This window comes from Shewanella sp. KCT (genome assembly GCF_007636505.1).
GTDB lineage: Bacteria > Pseudomonadota > Gammaproteobacteria > Enterobacterales > Shewanellaceae > Shewanella > Shewanella halotolerans.
Genome location: NZ_LVDJ01000009.1, coordinates 78,536 through 95,565, shown reverse-complemented (window position 1 = coordinate 95,565; position 17,030 = coordinate 78,536). Strand labels below are relative to the sequence as shown.

The 17,030-nt window shown below is 51.7% G+C and carries 12 protein-coding genes; 3 read left to right on the top strand and 9 right to left on the bottom strand.

What is annotated here, in order from left to right; all coding sequences use genetic code 11:
• Positions 1 to 96: 96 nt before the first annotated feature.
• The 4 genes from lpxM to pheS form a co-directional block, all read right to left on the bottom strand.
• A complete protein-coding gene (lpxM, locus tag AYI87_RS13810; protein ID WP_144202983.1) occupies positions 97 to 1,032 on the bottom strand; it encodes a lauroyl-Kdo(2)-lipid IV(A) myristoyltransferase in 936 nt (311 codons plus the stop codon).
• A gap of 120 nt (positions 1,033 to 1,152) precedes the next feature.
• Positions 1,153 to 1,449: an integration host factor subunit alpha gene (ihfA, locus tag AYI87_RS13805; protein ID WP_011866012.1), complete on the bottom strand. Its 297-nt coding sequence runs from the start codon at positions 1,447 to 1,449 to the stop codon at positions 1,153 to 1,155.
• A gap of 4 nt (positions 1,450 to 1,453) precedes the next feature.
• Complete coding sequence (pheT, locus tag AYI87_RS13800) at positions 1,454 to 3,841, bottom strand: phenylalanine--tRNA ligase subunit beta (protein WP_144202980.1); 2,388 nt, start codon at positions 3,839 to 3,841, stop codon at positions 1,454 to 1,456.
• 15 nt (positions 3,842 to 3,856) lie between these two features.
• Positions 3,857 to 4,840 (bottom strand): phenylalanine--tRNA ligase subunit alpha, encoded by a 984-nt coding sequence (gene pheS / locus AYI87_RS13795; protein WP_144203217.1) that lies wholly within the window; start codon positions 4,838 to 4,840, stop codon positions 3,857 to 3,859.
• A gap of 392 nt (positions 4,841 to 5,232) precedes the next feature.
• Here pheS and AYI87_RS13790 point away from each other — a divergent pair, with 392 nt between their 5' ends.
• Positions 5,233 to 6,735: a methyl-accepting chemotaxis protein gene (locus AYI87_RS13790; protein ID WP_144202977.1), complete on the top strand. Its 1,503-nt coding sequence runs from the start codon at positions 5,233 to 5,235 to the stop codon at positions 6,733 to 6,735.
• Between the two features lie 144 nt (positions 6,736 to 6,879).
• Complete coding sequence (locus tag AYI87_RS13785; RefSeq protein ID WP_144202974.1) at positions 6,880 to 9,531, top strand: PAS domain-containing protein; 2,652 nt, start codon at positions 6,880 to 6,882, stop codon at positions 9,529 to 9,531.
• Between the two features lie 57 nt (positions 9,532 to 9,588).
• Here the strand turns inward: AYI87_RS13785 and AYI87_RS13780 are convergent, their stop codons facing one another.
• The 5 genes from AYI87_RS13780 to topA all read right to left on the bottom strand — a co-directional run bounded on the left by AYI87_RS13780 (position 9,589) and on the right by topA (position 15,235).
• The gene (locus tag AYI87_RS13780) at positions 9,589 to 10,443 is read right to left on the bottom strand and encodes a RimK/LysX family protein (RefSeq protein ID WP_260865147.1); all 855 of its coding nucleotides are present in this window, start codon (positions 10,441 to 10,443) and stop codon (positions 9,589 to 9,591) included.
• A 130-nt stretch (positions 10,444 to 10,573) separates the two neighbouring features.
• Complete coding sequence (locus AYI87_RS13775; RefSeq protein WP_144202969.1) at positions 10,574 to 10,948, bottom strand: STAS/SEC14 domain-containing protein; 375 nt, start codon at positions 10,946 to 10,948, stop codon at positions 10,574 to 10,576.
• 404 nt (positions 10,949 to 11,352) lie between these two features.
• Positions 11,353 to 11,703: a DUF3802 family protein gene (locus AYI87_RS13765; protein ID WP_144202963.1), complete on the bottom strand. Its 351-nt coding sequence runs from the start codon at positions 11,701 to 11,703 to the stop codon at positions 11,353 to 11,355.
• Positions 11,704 to 11,822: 119 nt separating this feature from the next.
• The gene (locus AYI87_RS13760) at positions 11,823 to 12,398 is read right to left on the bottom strand and encodes a YceI family protein (RefSeq protein WP_260865144.1); all 576 of its coding nucleotides are present in this window, start codon (positions 12,396 to 12,398) and stop codon (positions 11,823 to 11,825) included.
• A gap of 188 nt (positions 12,399 to 12,586) precedes the next feature.
• Entirely contained in the window at positions 12,587 to 15,235 is a 2,649-nt protein-coding gene (topA, locus tag AYI87_RS13755; protein ID WP_144202959.1) for a type I DNA topoisomerase, read from the bottom strand.
• 358 nt (positions 15,236 to 15,593) lie between these two features.
• Here topA and astB point away from each other — a divergent pair, with 358 nt between their 5' ends.
• Complete coding sequence (gene astB / locus AYI87_RS13750) at positions 15,594 to 16,931, top strand: N-succinylarginine dihydrolase (RefSeq protein WP_144202956.1); 1,338 nt, start codon at positions 15,594 to 15,596, stop codon at positions 16,929 to 16,931.
• Positions 16,932 to 17,030: the final 99 nt, after the last annotated feature.

The following is a 17,030-nucleotide window of genomic DNA, read 5'->3' as shown; positions in this document are numbered from 1 at the left end:
AAAGCGGCTCATTGAGCCGCTTTTTTTATCACTATCTGCTTCAGCGCGATCTTTTCCCTAACTCTAACACTAACTTTCAAGAGCTTACTTTAAAAGCTAGTAGATAGACGCTTCGCCCGGCGGGCGGGTACGCAGAAGTTTAAGGAACCACATATATTGCTCTGGATAGGCGTTGATCACCTGCTCCACCGCGCGGTTTAATGCTAAGGCCTCATTCTCCTTACCCTGCATCTCCTCGGGTGAGATGGGCGGCAGTACCGTCAGCAGGTACTGACGCTTTTGCTGATCATAGCCAATCTTCACCGGCATCACCTGGGCGTTGCCCGCCGAGGCAAGACGCCCCACTACAGGCAGAGTGGCCTTAACCGTGCCAAGAAATGGCGCGAAGACGCTCTTCTCAGGGCCTAGGTCTTCATCTGGCAGATAGAAGAAGCTGTTATCGTTTTTCAGCTCAGATAGGAGCGCACGTATACCCGCCTCGCGCATATAGACGTTGCCGCCCTTGGAGCTGCGCATGCGGTTATTGAACCAATCGAACAGCTTGTTACGATGGGCCTTGGCCATAGTGACCATGGGCAGCTCCAGGTTCAACCTGAGCCCGGCGTACTCTATGCCCCATACATGGGGCATGATAAAGATCACCGGCTGACCTGCATCACGGGCGCGCTGCACATGCTCGAAGCCTTCAAGTTGAACGCGGCGACGCAGGTTAGCATCTGAGCGCAGCAGCAGCTCAGACTGCGCCAACAGGATCAACACGAAATTCTCGATATTCTCATCGAGCAGCTTATCGATCTCGGCCTTTGATTTGTCAGGGAAACAGGTCTCCAGGTTTGCCCTGGCCACCCTGAGGGGCTTCTTAGCGATCTTCTTCACCAGACGCGCGAGCAGGCGCGCTATCGGATCCCTTAGCCAGGCGGGCATCAGGCCGAAAAACACCAACAGCCCTATGGCAAACCAGGTGGGCCAATGCTTAAGATGTAATAACTCGGCGCGAAAGCGGCGATCGAAATACTTAGGTTTTCTAGACAAGAGTACAACCTCTTACTCATCCAGCGCCTGTGACCACACAGGCATAAACAACAGATAACCAGTTCAGAAGAAACAGAAAAAGCCACTCAAGGAGTGGCCTTCTCTATGCGTTAAGTCGGATTATTTACCGGCGTTAGCCTCTTCAACACGACTCTTAAGTTTCTGTCCTGGACGGAAAGTCACCACGCGGCGAGCAGAAATCGGGATATCCTCGCCTGTTTTAGGGTTGCGACCCGGTCTTTGATTTTTGTCCCTTAGGTCAAAGTTGCCAAAGCCAGATAACTTGACCTGCTCACCGTTCTCGAGGGCTTGACGAATTTCTTCGAAAAATGCCTCAACCATCTCTTTCGCAACTCGCTTGTTAATACCAAGCGTTTCAAAAAGATGTTCTGCCATTTCGGCTTTGGTAAGTGCCATACTTTTAATCCCTCAACAATGCGTTGAACTCGGTCTTGAGTTCAGAAACTACCTTTTCTACCATTTCAGCAATTTCTTTCTCTTCAAGTGTACGAGCGTTGTCTTGTAGTGTAAGTGCAATCGCCAGACTCTTTTTACCTGGTTCAACACCTTTACCTTGGTATACATCGAACAAGTTTAAGCCAACCAACTGATTTTCGCCAACTTTTCTTATCAAATTTACAACATTTCCTGCCGAGACATCTTCATCAACCAGGATGGCAATGTCGCGTCGGTTTGCTGGAAACTTAGACACAGTCTGGGCTTGCGGCAAACTTGCGTGCAATAAGGCGTCTAATTCGAGCTCGAATACGATGGTTTTACCATTTAAGCCGAAGGGCTTTTCCAGGCTCGGATGGACCGCACCAATGACACCAATCACACGATCATTTCTTAAGATTTCAGCACATTGCCCCGGATGAAGCGCCGGATGAGATGCTTTTTTAAAAGTAAATTCATCCTCTGAAACTGTCAAGCCGATAATGGCTTCGAGATCGCCCTTAAGGTCGAAAAAGTCTACAGTTTTTGATTCCATCGACCAATGTTCGTCATTTTGGTTACCGGCAATGACCGCACCCAACATAGCCTGTTGACGCACACCCGATTCGGCGTTGGCATCTGGCACGAAACGCAGACCAGTTTCAAACAGGCGAACGCGGTTTTGCTGACGGCTCTGGTTGTAACCCACGGCAGTCAACAGACCGGTGAACATAGACAAGCGCATGGCCGACATCTCAACCGAGATAGGGTTTGGCAACACCATGGCATCGCTGCCCGGATGTACCAGCTGCTGCAGCTTAGGATCGACGAAGCTGTAAGTCACGGCTTCCTGGAAGCCCCGGGCGACCATCATGGCGCGCACGCGCTTAAGGTCGATATCAGACTCTTTGTGAAGTGGCATGCTAAGGGCCGCAACAGGCGCAACATTCGGAATGTTGTTGTAGCCATAGATGCGAGCAACCTCTTCGATAAGATCTTCTTCGATCGCCATATCGAAACGGTAAGTCGCGGTCACAACCTGCCAGTTGTCATCCTCACGCGACACGCCAAAGCCAAGACGCTCAAGGATCTCGGTGACATCGGCATCTGCAATATGATGGCCTAGCACGCGATCTAGCTTGCTGCGACGCAGCAGAATGTTAGCAGGCTGAGGCAGATGCTCGTCTGCCTTTGCTTCAACCACAGGGCCGGCTTCGCCGCCACAGATCTCTAGCACCAGGCGGGTCGCACGGTCGATCACCTTATGTTGCAGCTCAGGGTCGACGCCACGCTCGAAACGGTGTGACGAGTCTGTGTGCAGGCCAAGACGACGTGATTTACCCATGATCGCCAGCGGCGCAAAGAAGGCGCATTCCAGCAGGATATCTTGGGTCTCGCCCGTCACACCCGAGTACTCGCCACCGAACACACCAGCCAAGGCCAGAGGTTGGCTGTTATCGGCGATAACCAGAGTATCGTTTGGTACGGTAATTTCGTTGCCATCGAGCAGAGTCAGCTTCTCCTCACCATCACCCAGACGGATCTGAATCTTGCCGTCGATTTTCGCCAAGTCGAAGGCGTGCATCGGCTGGCCGAACTCGATCAACACATAGTTGGTGATGTCGACGATAGGATCGATAGAGCGAATGCCGCTGCGACGCAGTTTTTCCTGCATCCAGAGTGGCGACTGCGCCTTAACGTTAACGTTTTTCACCACACGACCCAGGTAGCGTGGACAGGCGCTAGGTGCCTGATTATCGATCTCGATAGCATCTTCGATGCTAGGGGTAACAGCTTCCCATGTCGGGGCTACAACCGCTTGGCGGTTAAGTACACCTACTTCGCGGGCCAGACCCACCATACCGAGACAGTCGGCGCGGTTAGCGGTCAGATCGACATCGATCACCGCGTCATTAAGGTCCAGGTACTCACGTACATCCTGACCGATTGGCGCATCGAGCGGTAGCTCGATAATGCCATCGCTCTCGATATCGATGCCCAGCTCGCCGTAGGAGCAGAGCATACCAAATGATGGCTGACCGCGTAGCTTGGCCTTCTTGATCTTAAAGTCGCCAGGTAAAACTGCGCCCACCATAGCCACGGCCACTTTCAGGCCCTGACGACAGTTTGGCGCGCCGCAGACGATATCGATCAACTCATCCTGACCAACATTAATCTTAGTTACACGTAGCTTGTCGGCGTCTGGGTGCTGGCCACATTCGACCACCTCACCCACAATCACGCCTGAAAAATCACCGGCTACCGGATCGACACCGTCGACTTCCAGACCCGCCATGGTGATCTGATGTGACAAATCGTCACGGCTAATACTTGGATTGACCCACTCACGAAGCCAAGACTCACTGAATTTCATTATTTACTCGCTCCGTTATTTGAATTGCTTAAGAAAACGTAGGTCGTTTTCGAAGAATGAACGCAGGTCATTAACCCCATAACGCAACATAGAGAGACGCTCTACCCCCATACCGAAGGCGAAACCTTGGTACTTCTCGGGATCGATGCCAACGCTGCGCAGGACATTAGGGTGAACCATGCCGCAACCCAAGACTTCTAACCACTTGCCGTTTTTACCCATCACATCCACTTCGGCTGAAGGCTCTGTGAATGGGAAGTAAGAGGGACGGAAGCGTACTTGTAGATCTTCTTCGAAGAAGTTACGTAGGAAATCATGCAAGATCCCCTTTAACTCTGCGAAGTTAACATTTTCATCGACGAACAGACCTTCTACCTGATGGAACATAGGCGTGTGGGTCTGGTCATAGTCGTTACGGTAAACGCGGCCCGGAGAGATGATACGCAGCGGCGGCTTTTCCGTTTCCATGGTGCGGATCTGCACGCCCGAGGTTTGGGTACGCAGCATCAGCTTAGGATTAAAGTAAAAGGTATCGTGATCGGCACGTGCCGGATGATGCTCAGAAATGTTGAGCGCATCGAAGTTATGGAAATCGTCCTCGATCTCTGGCCCCTGCTTTACGCTGAATCCCAGCTCACCAAAGAAGGTTTCGATACGTTCGATGGTACGGGTCACAGGATGCAGGCCACCGTTGTCGATGCGACGGCCAGGTAGGGTCACGTCGATGCTTTCGGCGCTCAGCTTAGCTTCGAGCTCCTGAGCCTTTAAGCCTTCGATACGCTCAGACAGCTTTTGCTGCACCGCTTGCTTCGCCTGGTTGACCGCCTGACCGAAGGCCGGCTTCTCCTCTGGACTCAGCTTACCCATCATCTTCATCATGTCGGTGATCTTACCTTTCTTACCCAGGTAATCGACACGAAGGTCATCGAGGGTTTTCAGATCATCTGTCCCTTCGATTGCCTGTAAGGCCTGTTCTACGATTTCTGTTAACTCTGACATCATCTCTTCCAGTACGCCCGCCCTCACGCTGAGAGCCAAGACTTTCTATATGCTGACTATTTAATCTTTACGAAAATAGAAAAAGAGACAAATTTTACGTGACCATAAGACGTTTGACTAGGGCTTATTTGGTATTTTTCTAACGAAATCCGTGAGAAAAGGCCAAGCTGCCTAAGCATCAAACTCAGATAGGCTAAAAAGCCATCCCAAAATGTAATTTTGATTCGCCGCGATCACACCAAGCATGTACACTTGAGCCGTACCTTATTTAACAATAACGATAAAATCCCAGTACAAATAAACAACAAACAAACGCCCTGAGGCAAAACTCTCGTTAAGTAATCACTTTGCGATCCGATAACGAGATCATCCCCAGGCGGCAGAGAAAAGCTATGAGAGAAGTAAAGTTTCGATGGATAGATCAGTATCTTATCCATATGACCCTGAAAACCAAATTTACCATTCTGGCCATCATCCCCATCATCACCCTCATGGGGCTTTCCTATATTCTCTATGGGCAGTTCAATAGCCAGATTAAGCAGAGTCACCAGCAGAGTGCCTTGGCTGACGCCCAGAAGATGGTGGAGCTTATCGACCTGAGCCTTAAGTACGTGCCAGCCGACAAGGCCGACAGCTATCAGCAGGCGCTAATCGCTGCTGGCTTTGCCGATACCCAATCTTCCCTCAACGCCAAAGCCAGCCGCCTGGTACAGGCCGGTGGTGGCACCTTAATGCAAAAGGACAGCCTAACAGCCTACAGCCGCGCCTCAAGTGCCAATCTGGTTGCCAAGACAGAGGTGACAGATCTCGACCAGGTACTGAGCTCGGCCCAGAGCGTAGTCATCATCAGCCTGGTGGCACTTATCTTTGTCATCCTGCTAAGCAGCTACTATATCTCCACCTTCGTCGGCGGCGCCCTCTACACCAACGTGATGGCACTTAAACGCGCGGCCGATGGCGATCTCACCGGACGACTGAACTTCTTCGAGGTGAAAGATGAGTTCAGCATCCTGGCGGTGAGCATAGACACACTCGTCGAACGTCAGCATCAGCTGGTGAGCCGCATGACCCAGGCCAGCAGCCAGATCCGCACCGTAGTGCAGGCCTTCAGACAAACGGCTCAAGAGGGACAAACCCTTGCCGCCGAGCAGCGTCAACATCTGGATTCACTGGCCACGGCCATGGAGGAGATGACCGCCGCGGTGAAAGAGGTGGCCCGCAACGCAGAGCAATCTTCTAACGAGACCCAGGAGGCCAACCAACAGGTTGATGCGGGCTCGAAAGATATCGCCATCACGGTCGAAGCCATTGGCGATCTTGCCAACGAAATTGGCGACGCCTCGACGGCGGTGAATACCCTGAACGACAACGCCGCCAAGATTGATGAGGTGGTCACCACCATCAACGCCATCTCAGAGCAGACCAACCTATTGGCGCTCAACGCCGCCATCGAAGCAGCCCGCGCCGGTGAGCAGGGTCGCGGCTTTGCCGTGGTCGCCGATGAGGTCAGAACCTTGGCCGGACGCACCCAGGCCGCAACCGTTGAGATCAAATCGATGATCGAGGCCTTGCAGACAGGCTCTCACGCACTCACTCAGGTGATGAAACGCACAGTCGAGAAGGCCCAGGAGGGTAAGCAGCATGTGCTGGAAACCGGCGAAGATCTCAAGGCCATCGCCCACCACAGCGAGCGGGTGTACGAAATGAGCGTACTGATCGCCACCTCGGCCGAGGAGCAATCGGCGGTCGCCAACGAGATCGCCACCAACCTGATGGAGATCCGCAACCAGTCTCACGATGTGGAGCAGTCCGCCAACCAGTCTGTCTCAGGCTGCGACGAGCTGCACGCCACCGCCGAACAGCTGGATCAGCTATTGGTTGGCCTGAAAGTCTAGTCACTAATGCTCTAGTCATTAATGCTCTAGTCACTAAAAGCTAGTCACTTTAACGGCTTAGGGAGGCAACTCGTCACCCTAAGCCGACTTCATAAGAGTTTAATCCTGTCGCATTTTGATTTAATCTTGAGCTATCACTAATGCATGAATGGATCACAAGCCCCTATGGTCGCCAATGAGAAAGACGAGGCCGGCTCATTAAACACCCAGTGGAAAAACAGCCTTACCTTTAAATTCACCATAGTCCAATTTGTGGTCGCGGTCCTGATCATCGCCTCAAGCATCTGGTTGATCTTCTCTACCGAGAAGAAACATCACATGGACACCCAACTCTCGCTGAGCCAGAACTACGGCCAGGCGGTCATAGAGCAACTGCAACAGGTCACCTCCAAAATCGAGACACTGGCGAACACCATAGGCATAGTGGGTGAAACCTATCGCGGCCAGGATGAGGTGGTGAAAGAGCTGATCCCTTCCCTGCTGGATATTGGCGAGCGCCATCAGCTGATCGCAGGCGGCGGGATCTGGCCCGAGCCCGGCATGTTCGGTACACAGAAGACGCGCAACAGCTTCTTCTGGGCGCGGGACAAGCATGATGAGTTTCAATACCTGGACAACTACAACAGCGCCGAAGGCCCAGGTTATCATCAGGCCTTCTGGTACCTGCCGGCGAAATATTTCCAAGATGGCCATACCCACTGGTCTAAATCCTATGTCGACCCCTACACCAAGGAGGTGATGATCACCGCCTCCGTGCCCATGCGCGCCAACCACAGCTTCATCGGCGTGGCCACGGTCGACATCGCCCTGCGCGGCCTGGATAAGCGCTTTAATTTTTCCGACCAGAACCCCCTCTCGAAGGGATATATCCTGGCGCTGGACAGCTACAACAATCTGCTGGCGGATCCTTTCGACGAGTCTGATAAGCAGCAGACCGCCATGCTCGGCCAGCCGCTCTCTAGACTTATTCAGCGCTACCCGCAACTCGCCCCCATCGCCAAACGCATAGAGACGATGGACCAGACCTTTAGTCAGCAGATAATGACCAGCCCGGCCTATCGCCCCGAACAGCTCGAGAAAGTGCTCGTACAGACGCCTAGAGAGGAGCGAGAGCGCTTAACCACACTCATCAATGCCTCTATCAGGGGAAGCCATGGCAAGACGCCTATAGTGACCCTGGAGCTAAGTAGCGATCCCCTGTTTAACGAGCCCGTGCTGGTGTCTATCCTCACCATGGCCCAGACCCAGTGGAAGATCATCCTGGTAACGCCGCTGTCGAGCCTCGCATCCCAGGCCAACGCCATCGCGCTCAAGATAGGTGCATTTCTGTTACTCGCGCAGCTTATCGCCCTGCTCATTCTGTTTATCTTCCAGCACAAGCTCTTTATCCGGCCAATCTTTCAGATCGTCTCGGCGCTGCAAAGCGGTAACCTGGGCAGGCTGGAGCTAGATGCCAACAAGCGCCACGACGAGGTTGGCCAACTGGCCAAGGCCTTCATCGCCCGCAGCAATCAGCTGGAGATAGCCTATGCCAGTCTCGATGCCAGCAATCTAGCGCTGGAGCAGCAACTGGCGATGCAACAACTGGCGCAGCAGGAGTTGGAGAACAAGAAAGAGTTGATCAACTCCCTGCTCAACGCCTCGCAAAACCTCATCTGCATCAAGGACACCCATGGCTGTTACTCCTTGGTCAACGACAAGTTTTGCGAGGTGATGGGCATAGAGCGAGCCCGGGTCATCGGCATGCGCGACAGCGACCTCTATCCGGCGCATATTGCCGAGATCATCAATCATCATGACCGCATCATCTTGGGCAGCGATCAAGCCCAGAGCTTTGAGCAGCCAATGCCCACCGTGCATGGTGAGCGTATCTACCTGATCACTAAGTACCCAATCAAAGACAAGGATGGCAACATCATCGCCCTGGGTGCCATGGCGGTAGATATCAGCAGCCTCAAGGCCAAACAGGCAGAGCTGGAGCAAACCATCAAGCTACAAGGGGCAAGAAACACAGAGCTAAAACAGGCCTTAGATGCCAAGCCACAAGCCGTGGTAAAAGAAGGGATAGATCCCAAGGGGCTGGCGCAGCTTAAACAGATAGAGCTGGCCCAGCAGGCTATCTTGCCTCAGGTGGTACATCAGTTACTCCGCCAGGAGCTGCAGGCGCTAGAGCAGATCTTTATCCAGCTGCGTCAGTTAGATGCGGCCGATATCGATGAGCCTCAACTTGCCAAATTTACCGAGGCCCTGACATCCCAGATAGATATCATACGACATGGTCAATCCTTGATCAGCGCCGACATCACAGATGTTCGCGCCACTGTGGCCGACCTCTTCTTGCAAGACCTGGTGGCCATGTTAAGGCCTCAGCTCGAAGCCAAGGACGTAGCAGTGCAGATAGACTGTCCCCATCACCTGACGCTGCCCATCTCACCCTGGCATTTTCTGGTGCTCTGCCACAGATTGATCGGCAACAGCCTGCAACATGCCTTTCCCGACAGTCAGGCGCTCAATCGACCGAAACAGCTGAGCATAGGTATTCGCTATCGAGAAGGCTTGCTCTCCCTGACCCTGAGAGACAACGGCCTGGGGATAGGCCAAGCCCGGCTGGAGAAACTCACTCATGCGCTAGATAGCTGTGGCAATAGCAGTGGTAATTGTAGCGGTAAGGGACAAGGCTCCCTCATCCATATCAATCAGTGGCTCAAGGCTCACTTCAACGGCAGGCTCACAGTCGCCAGTCAGAGCGCGCAGTTTACCGAGCTGGTATGCGAGTTACATCTCAATAAGGCATAAAAAATCCCCGGAGGTGAAAACATCCGGGGACGATATTTGTCTGCCTTGTCTGACAGGTTACTTCGCGACGTCGACCAGGTAGTGGCCTTGCAACCAGTTACGACCTATCAAGAGCTTATTGGTCATCTTGGTACGATCTCTCAGGTTCACCTTCACCTTATACTCCCTGCCCGGCTCACCCACATTGAGTTCCACCATGTAGCGCACCTCGCTGCCCTGGGCATTGCGAATAAGCGAGGTTTCGACGATACGGGCATGGACACGTTTTGTTTCACCTTTCTCGTTTTCCGTGGTGAAAGCGAGCATCTTACCGACATTCTGCTCCATATCTTCGACACCATTCTCCACCTTGAGATCCACCGCGTGCAGCGAATTTTCTACCGCGCCGGTATCGATGCGGGTATCAAACAAGAAGCCGGTTTCCAGGATGCTGATGGGGGCCCTGGCACCTATCACCCGCTTTTCAGACACATCCACCACATACTTGCCTTTTAGCCAGTTACGGCCGATCAGCAGTTTGTAATCCATGTGGCCTCTGTCTCTGAGGTTTACCTTAACCTTGCGGGTCTCACCGGCAAAACCGACATGCATCTCCACCATGTAACGTGTCTCAGTACCCTGAGAGTTGCTGACGGTGGAGGTTTTAACTATCTTGGCGCTCAGACGCTTACGCTCACCTGCGGCGTTTTCTGTGGTAAACCAGATGGTCTTACCCACATTGTCAGCCATCTTCTTGGCGCTGCCCCCTTGGATTTCAAGATCGAAGGCATGCAAGGACGTATTACCTGCGCCGGTATCGATGCGGGCCTGATAGACTAGCCCGGCTTCATCGACCGTCATCATGGCCGTCTGACCAATGACCGCTTTATCATCGCCATAGGCAGGCGCAAGCAGAAATAGCGCCACTAACATTAATGCTTTGGTCAACGCTTTAGGGCTCAATGTTCTCAAGGTCAACATGCTCAAGGTCAACATTCTAATCATAAAAAATATCCTAAACCCAATGAAACGAAGCCGACTGAGTGTCGGCCTAACTACAATCTTATTCCGGCGAACTCTCACCCAGCCAGCGCAGCGCCTCATCCGCCGCTTGCCGGGCAAATACCTTCACCGGACAGGGCGCCATATAGGCCATCACTTTGGCGGTATTAGCCACCCACTCACTATCTGTGATGATGGCGACTCTGGAAAAGTCCGTCAAATGAAAGAATCCTAATTTGGCATCATCCCACAAGGTTTCAACAGAAACCCCTTCAAATTCTTCACTAAATTCATACCAGAGCTTAATGGTTGAGTGATCTTGCAACTTGGTTTCTATCGCCGGAATTAGGGTCTGGTCATAGTCGGCCCGAGAGAGCACGCCTCTGGCCTTCACCGCCACGGTATCATGATGAAATCCCGACAGTAGTTCTATCATCAACAACTCCTTTTGGATTAGTAAACAAAATGATAGACGAAGAGACAAAATAGCGTACAGGTACAGATACAGTGCACCAGGTGCTCGCTGATGTTGGGCCCTAACCGTATGTATCTGTAATGGCGCACAAACTGCACTCCCAACCAGACCAAGATGAAGGGCACAAAGGGCAAGGAGATGACAAATGGAATGAACCCCCAGCCAAACGCCAATGCATTAGCGCTAAAGATCTGAAAAATGACCCAAAACAACACGAGTACCGCATAGATAACAAAATGTTGTTTACTGATAGAGGTTGCAGACATGCACACAAACTTCCCAATTTCGCACTTATGCTAACAGTAGGAATAAAGACTGACATTCTCAAGCAGTGAGTTGTAAACACCTGTTTCGGATTGCAAAACCTAAGCTTGCATCTTGGCAATTTCCTGATCGAACAGATTTTTGATCAGTCCCGAAAACTCGGTAATAAACAGGGTCTGCTCTTGGGTGGCGTTGTGATTAGCCACCTTGGCTAAGATCTCTTCTAAGTCATAGACGATGGCATCGACTTCTCGGATCACCATGTTGCGTTCGGCAAAGGTTAAGGAAGGATTTTGGCCACACACCATGATGATCTGCGCCGCCAACTGCTCTTCAAACAACTCCATGACGGTGTCACCCGCTACCCCACCGTCTTCGGAAGACTCAAACAGGCCTAGATGCTCGGTAAGATATTGTATTAGATGTATGTATCCGTCTTTATCAGTAACCATTTTTTGCCCTAAACACACGACTTATATATGAGCATGGTATAGCCCATGCTCAATATCCAGTTTCTACCGCCATTATGATATAAATCGACCAGCCAATCTTGTTGTTAGTGCACGTTTTTCTATCGCATTAAGGTCAATACGAAAGAAACCGGCACCGCCTTGCTGATGGCAGGCAGACCGGCTAATTCTCTGAGCTTCTCAACCCCAGGTGTCAGGCCAAAGTCACCGGCATTGACCACCAGAGGCGCCTCACTGGCCACCATCAACTTATCACCGGCCACCTTGGCCACACTCACCATCACAGGTAGAGTCTGGGTCTTACCATGCAGGCTCACCTTAGCATCGACACTCATCGACATTATGGTGCCAACACTAGCCTTATCGATCGCCTTTCCATCGAGACTGGCAGTTAATTCGACGCTCGGATATTGAGCGGTTTCGAACAGTATCTCTTTCATGCGCTGGTCGCGGATCTCCACATTGGTGACCACGCTGTTAAGGGGAATAGACAGGCTAAAGGCGCCGGCGTCGCTAAGCTGACCCGAGACCTGAGTAAAATGATGCACCTCTGCGATATCACCCTTCTTGATTGAGATAAAGTTAACCCGTGAGCCCTGGTTGCTCACCTGCCAATCGGCCGAATAGGCGTTTAAGCTTAAGATCCCAAGTCCTGCTGCCATGATCAGTGTTTTCATTTTACGCTCCATTTATAACCCTAAGTCCGTCGAAACCTCTGCGATGAAACCCAGCTAGTTTAATGATTAGCAAGGTAATCTTATCTATATTAGCCTAATACAACAGATTATGAACCACTAATATTTATCCCAATAAAAAAGCCCTAACTCAGTTAGGGCCCTTATTTAGATAATTGACAGTCTGTCAGTTAGGCTTTCTTCTTCGCCTTTGGCTTAGCCTTGGCTTCACTGACCCACTTACCGCCGACAAACTTGGCCGTCCAACCGGTCGCCTTACCGTCGATTTCGGTTGCCACATATTGCTCCTTGGTCTTACGGCTAAAGCGCACGACAGCCTTATTACCGTCTTCATCCGCTACAGGGGCATCGGCCAGATATTGATACTTGGGCCATAAGAGCTCACGGTACTTCACCAGCTCTTCCACCAAAGGCGCGCGGGTTTCACGTGATTTAGGGAAAGTGCTCGCGGCCAAGAAGATGCCTGCTGCGCCGTCTCTGAGCACGAAATAGCCATCAGACTTGGTACATTTCAGCTCTGGCAGGTGGATCGGATCTTCCTTTGGCGGAGCCACTTCGCCATTTTTCAACAGTTTACGTGTATTCTTACACTCGCTGTTAGTACAGCCAAAATACTTACCAAAACGGCCATTCTTCAGCTCCATATCGTTGCCACAGCGATCGCATTCGATAATCGGCCCTTCGTACCCCTTGATCTTAAACTGTCCTTGCTCGACCTCGTAGCCGCCACAGATGGGGTTATTACCACACACATGCAGCTTGCGCTTCTCATCGATAAGATAACTGTCCATGGCCGTACCGCAAACATCACATCTGTGCTTGGCGCGCAGTGCATCGGTTTCGGCATCTTCGCTGTTCTCGCTGACGGCCTCTTCGCCCGGCGTCAGGTTCATGGTCGTCTTACAGCGCTCTTTCGGTGGCAAGGCATAACCTGAACAGCCCAGGAACACGCCGGTAGTACCGGTGCGAATGCCCATTGGGCGTCCACAGGTCGGACAGGCGATATCGGTCAGCACCATCTCGTTAGGGCGCATGCCGCCCTCTTCCGGCGGTAGCTCGGCCTTTTCAAGCTGAGCGGTCAAGCCTTTGTAGAAGTTATCCAGTACCTTCTTCCATTCGAGCTGACCCTGGGCCACGTTATCCAGGGTCTGCTCCATGCCGGCGGTGAAGTCGTAACTCATCAGCTCTTCGAAACTGCCGATGAGGCTCTCGCTAACGATCTCCCCCATCTTCTCGGCGTAGAACCGACGATTCTCAACCTTTACATAGCCACGGTCTTGAATGGTCGAGATGATGGTCGCATAGGTCGATGGACGACCAATGCCACGCTTCTCAAGCTCTTTCACCAGTGATGCTTCGCTGTAACGCGCGGGCGGTTTAGTGAAGTGCTGCTTAGGTAACAACTCCTCTAATGCCAGCACATCGCCTTCGGCAACCATCGGCAGGGTGTTGTCTTCCTCGTTTTTCTTCTTAAGCGCGGTCTGAACCCGAGTCCAACCGTCAAACTTAAGTGTACGGCCACTGGCCTTGAGTTCGTAATCCCCTGCGGTCACGGTCAAACGCGTCGCATCATATTTGGCAGGGGTCATCTGACAGGCAACAAACTGGCGCCAGATCAACTCGTAGAGACGCTGCGCATCTCTTTCCATATCGCTAAGGCTGCTGGCACTGACGTTCACATCGGACGGACGGATCGCTTCGTGAGCCTCCTGTGCTCCCTCTTTGCTGCCATAACGGATCGGCGCATCGGGCAGATACTTATCGCCATACTCCTTGCCAATCATGTCACGCACACTATCGAGGGCTTCCTGACTCAAGTTAGTCGAGTCGGTACGCATATAGGTGATATGACCCGCCTCATAGAGACGCTGAGCCATCATCATGGTCTTCTTCACGCCAAAACCGAGACGGGTACTGGCCGCCTGCTGAAGCGTCGAGGTGATGAAGGGCGCCGAGGGCTTACTAGAAGTCGCTTTGACTTCACGGCTAGAAACCTGGTACTTGCTATCTTGTAGTGCGTTTACCGCCACCATGGCCTGGGCTTCGTTTACAGGGTTAAAGTTATCACCCTTAAACTTAGCCACCTGCATCTTGAGCCCTTCGTTACCTAGGGTAGTCAGCTCGGCATGAATGTCCCAGAACTCTTCAGGTACGAACGCCTTGATCTCGCCTTCACGCTCGACCACCAGACGCGTCGCTACCGATTGCACGCGCCCTGCGGAGAGGCCACGGGCCACTTTCTTCCAAAGCAGGGGTGACACCATGAAACCCACCACGCGATCGAGAAAACGTCTCGCCTGCTGGGCATTGACCATATTGGTGTTGAGCTGCGACGGATGGCTAAACGCCTCTTGAATCGCGCTCTTAGTGATCTCGTTAAAGACCACGCGCTGATAGCGCTCTGGATCCCCACCAATCACTTCTTGAAGATGCCATGCAATTGCCTCTCCCTCTCTATCCAAATCGGTTGCGAGGAAGATATGATCTGCATTTTCAGCAAGTGACTGTAATTCTTTGACAACTTTCTCTTTGCCCGGCAGCGTCTGATACTTAGCCTTCCAGCCTCGCTCAGGATCGACACCCATGCGCGCAACCAGAGCTTTCTTCGCTTTCTCTGCCTTATATTTAGCCTTCTCTTCGGGGGACATCTTGCGCACTTCGGCGGGCGATTTAGTCGACGAACTGGCGTCACTGGAGGATGAGGTAGGAAGATCACGGATGTGACCCACACTCGATTTTACGATGTAATCTTTGCCGAGATATTTGTTAATAGTCTTGGCTTTGGCCGGTGATTCGACAATAACTAGCGATTTACCCATAGAATGATCTGCGCCAAAAAGTCTCAAAATTCTGTAAATTGGCTCCATATATAGAGGGTTGTATCAATAGTTTCAAGCTAATCCCTGTTTTATTTGTTACGGCGAGCCAATTTTTAACCGTTTTTGAAAAAAATGTGAAAAATAATATTGCGTAATTAAAAACTAATATTTCATTATTCCCCAACTAGCAAGTAATACTTATGCATTTCTGAGCCAATATCACAGATAAGGCACCATTCCCCTAGCTTGTTATGCCCCAAAGCTCAAGTATACTGGAGCACAAATTCAACAAATTACGGCGCCACCTCAGCCCTGTGTTGACGCCCTATTAAAGCAATAATAACTTGAAGGATATGCAATGAAGCATTACGAAGCGAATTTTGATGGACTCGTCGGACCGACTCATAATTATGCGGGCCTGTCATACGGTAATGTGGCTTCTTTAAATAACGCCGCCGCGGTATCCAGTCCTAAGGCGGCTGCGAAACAAGGCCTTAAGAAAGCCAAGGCCCTCGCCGATTTAGGCTTAGCCCAAGGTATGCTTGCCCCTCAGGAGCGCCCAGATCTTCACACACTGCGTCGAATTGGTTTTTCTGGTACAGATGCCGAAGTATTAAATAAAGCCGCCAAACAAGCCCCTGCGCTCCTTAGAGCCTGTTGCAGCGCCTCAAGTATGTGGACGGCCAATGCGGCAACCGTCTCACCAAGCGCCGATACCCATGATGGTAAGATCCATTTCACCCCGGCAAACCTGGTAGACAAACTCCATCGCAGCATAGAACCTGTGACCACAGGTAACATACTGGCCGCCACCTTTAATAATTCGCGTTACTTCCATCACCATCAACATCTGCCTGAACACGTGAGCTTCGGCGACGAAGGTGCGGCTAACCATACGCGTCTTTGCAGCGAATACGGTCATGCCGGTATCGAACTCTTCGTCTACGGCCAGGAAGCGACTAACCCTAACGCGCCAAAGCCGAAAAAATACCCTGCTAGACAGACACTCGAAGCCTCACAAGCCATCGCCCGTCTGCATCAACTCGATGATGAGAGCAGCGTCTTTATCCAGCAAAATCCAGATGTCATCGATCAAGGCGTGTTCCACAACGATGTGATTGCCGTGGGTAACCAGAATGTGCTCTTCTATCACGAGCAGGCCTTTATCGATACACAAAAGAAACTGGCCGAAATCCAAGGTAAGTTCAACGGTAAAGAACTGCACTTTATTGAAGTGCCTACTGCCAAGGTCGGCATCCAGGATGCGGTGAAGAGCTACCTGTTCAACACCCAGATAGTCACCCTACCCAATGGTGAGATGGCGATTATTGCGCCGACTAACTGTCAGGAAAATGAGGCAGTATATGCCTACCTTAATGAGCTCGTCACCTTGGGGACACCGATCAAGCAGGTGCACTATTTCGATGTGAAGCAGAGCATGCAAAATGGCGGAGGCCCCGCCTGTCTGCGTCTACGAGTCGCCATGAACGAGACAGAGCTTGCTGCCGTCAACCCCAACACCTTGATGAATGATGAGCTGTTTAACAGGCTTAACCTCTGGGTCGATAAACACTATCGTGACGAGCTCGCCATCGACGATCTCGCCGATCCTCAGCTCATTGTCGAATCGCGAACCGCGCTGGATGAACTGACACAGATAATGAAGCTCGGCAGCGTGTATCAATTCCAGAAATAGATTTTGACTACTAGTAAGTTAAAGCTGAAAAAGCCATCTGAAAAGATGGCTTTTTGTTTTTTGCAAAATCGAATTGGCAACTACCTGTGCTAATTCATC

Bases quoted from the DNA above. Each gene is read 5' to 3' on its own strand.
- ihfA (WP_011866012.1), bottom strand. From the start codon at position 1,449: ATGGCACTTACCAAAGCCGAAATGGCAGAACATCTTTTTGAAACGCTT.
- pheT (WP_144202980.1), bottom strand. From the start codon at position 3,841: ATGAAATTCAGTGAGTCTTGGCTTCGTGAGTGGGTCAATCCAAGTATT.
- pheS (WP_144203217.1), bottom strand. From the start codon at position 4,840: ATGTCAGAGTTAACAGAAATCGTAGAACAGGCCTTACAGGCAATCGAA.
- AYI87_RS13790 (WP_144202977.1), top strand. From the start codon at position 5,233: ATGAGAGAAGTAAAGTTTCGATGGATAGATCAGTATCTTATCCATATG.
- AYI87_RS13785 (WP_144202974.1), top strand. From the start codon at position 6,880: ATGAATGGATCACAAGCCCCTATGGTCGCCAATGAGAAAGACGAGGCC.
- AYI87_RS13780 (WP_260865147.1), bottom strand. From the start codon at position 10,443: ATGTTAGTGGCGCTATTTCTGCTTGCGCCTGCCTATGGCGATGATAAA.
- AYI87_RS13775 (WP_144202969.1), bottom strand. From the start codon at position 10,948: ATGATAGAACTACTGTCGGGATTTCATCATGATACCGTGGCGGTGAAG.
- AYI87_RS13765 (WP_144202963.1), bottom strand. From the start codon at position 11,703: ATGGTTACTGATAAAGACGGATACATACATCTAATACAATATCTTACC.
- AYI87_RS13760 (WP_260865144.1), bottom strand. From the start codon at position 12,398: ATGAAAACACTGATCATGGCAGCAGGACTTGGGATCTTAAGCTTAAAC.
- topA (WP_144202959.1), bottom strand. From the start codon at position 15,235: ATGGGTAAATCGCTAGTTATTGTCGAATCACCGGCCAAAGCCAAGACT.
- astB (WP_144202956.1), top strand. From the start codon at position 15,594: ATGAAGCATTACGAAGCGAATTTTGATGGACTCGTCGGACCGACTCAT.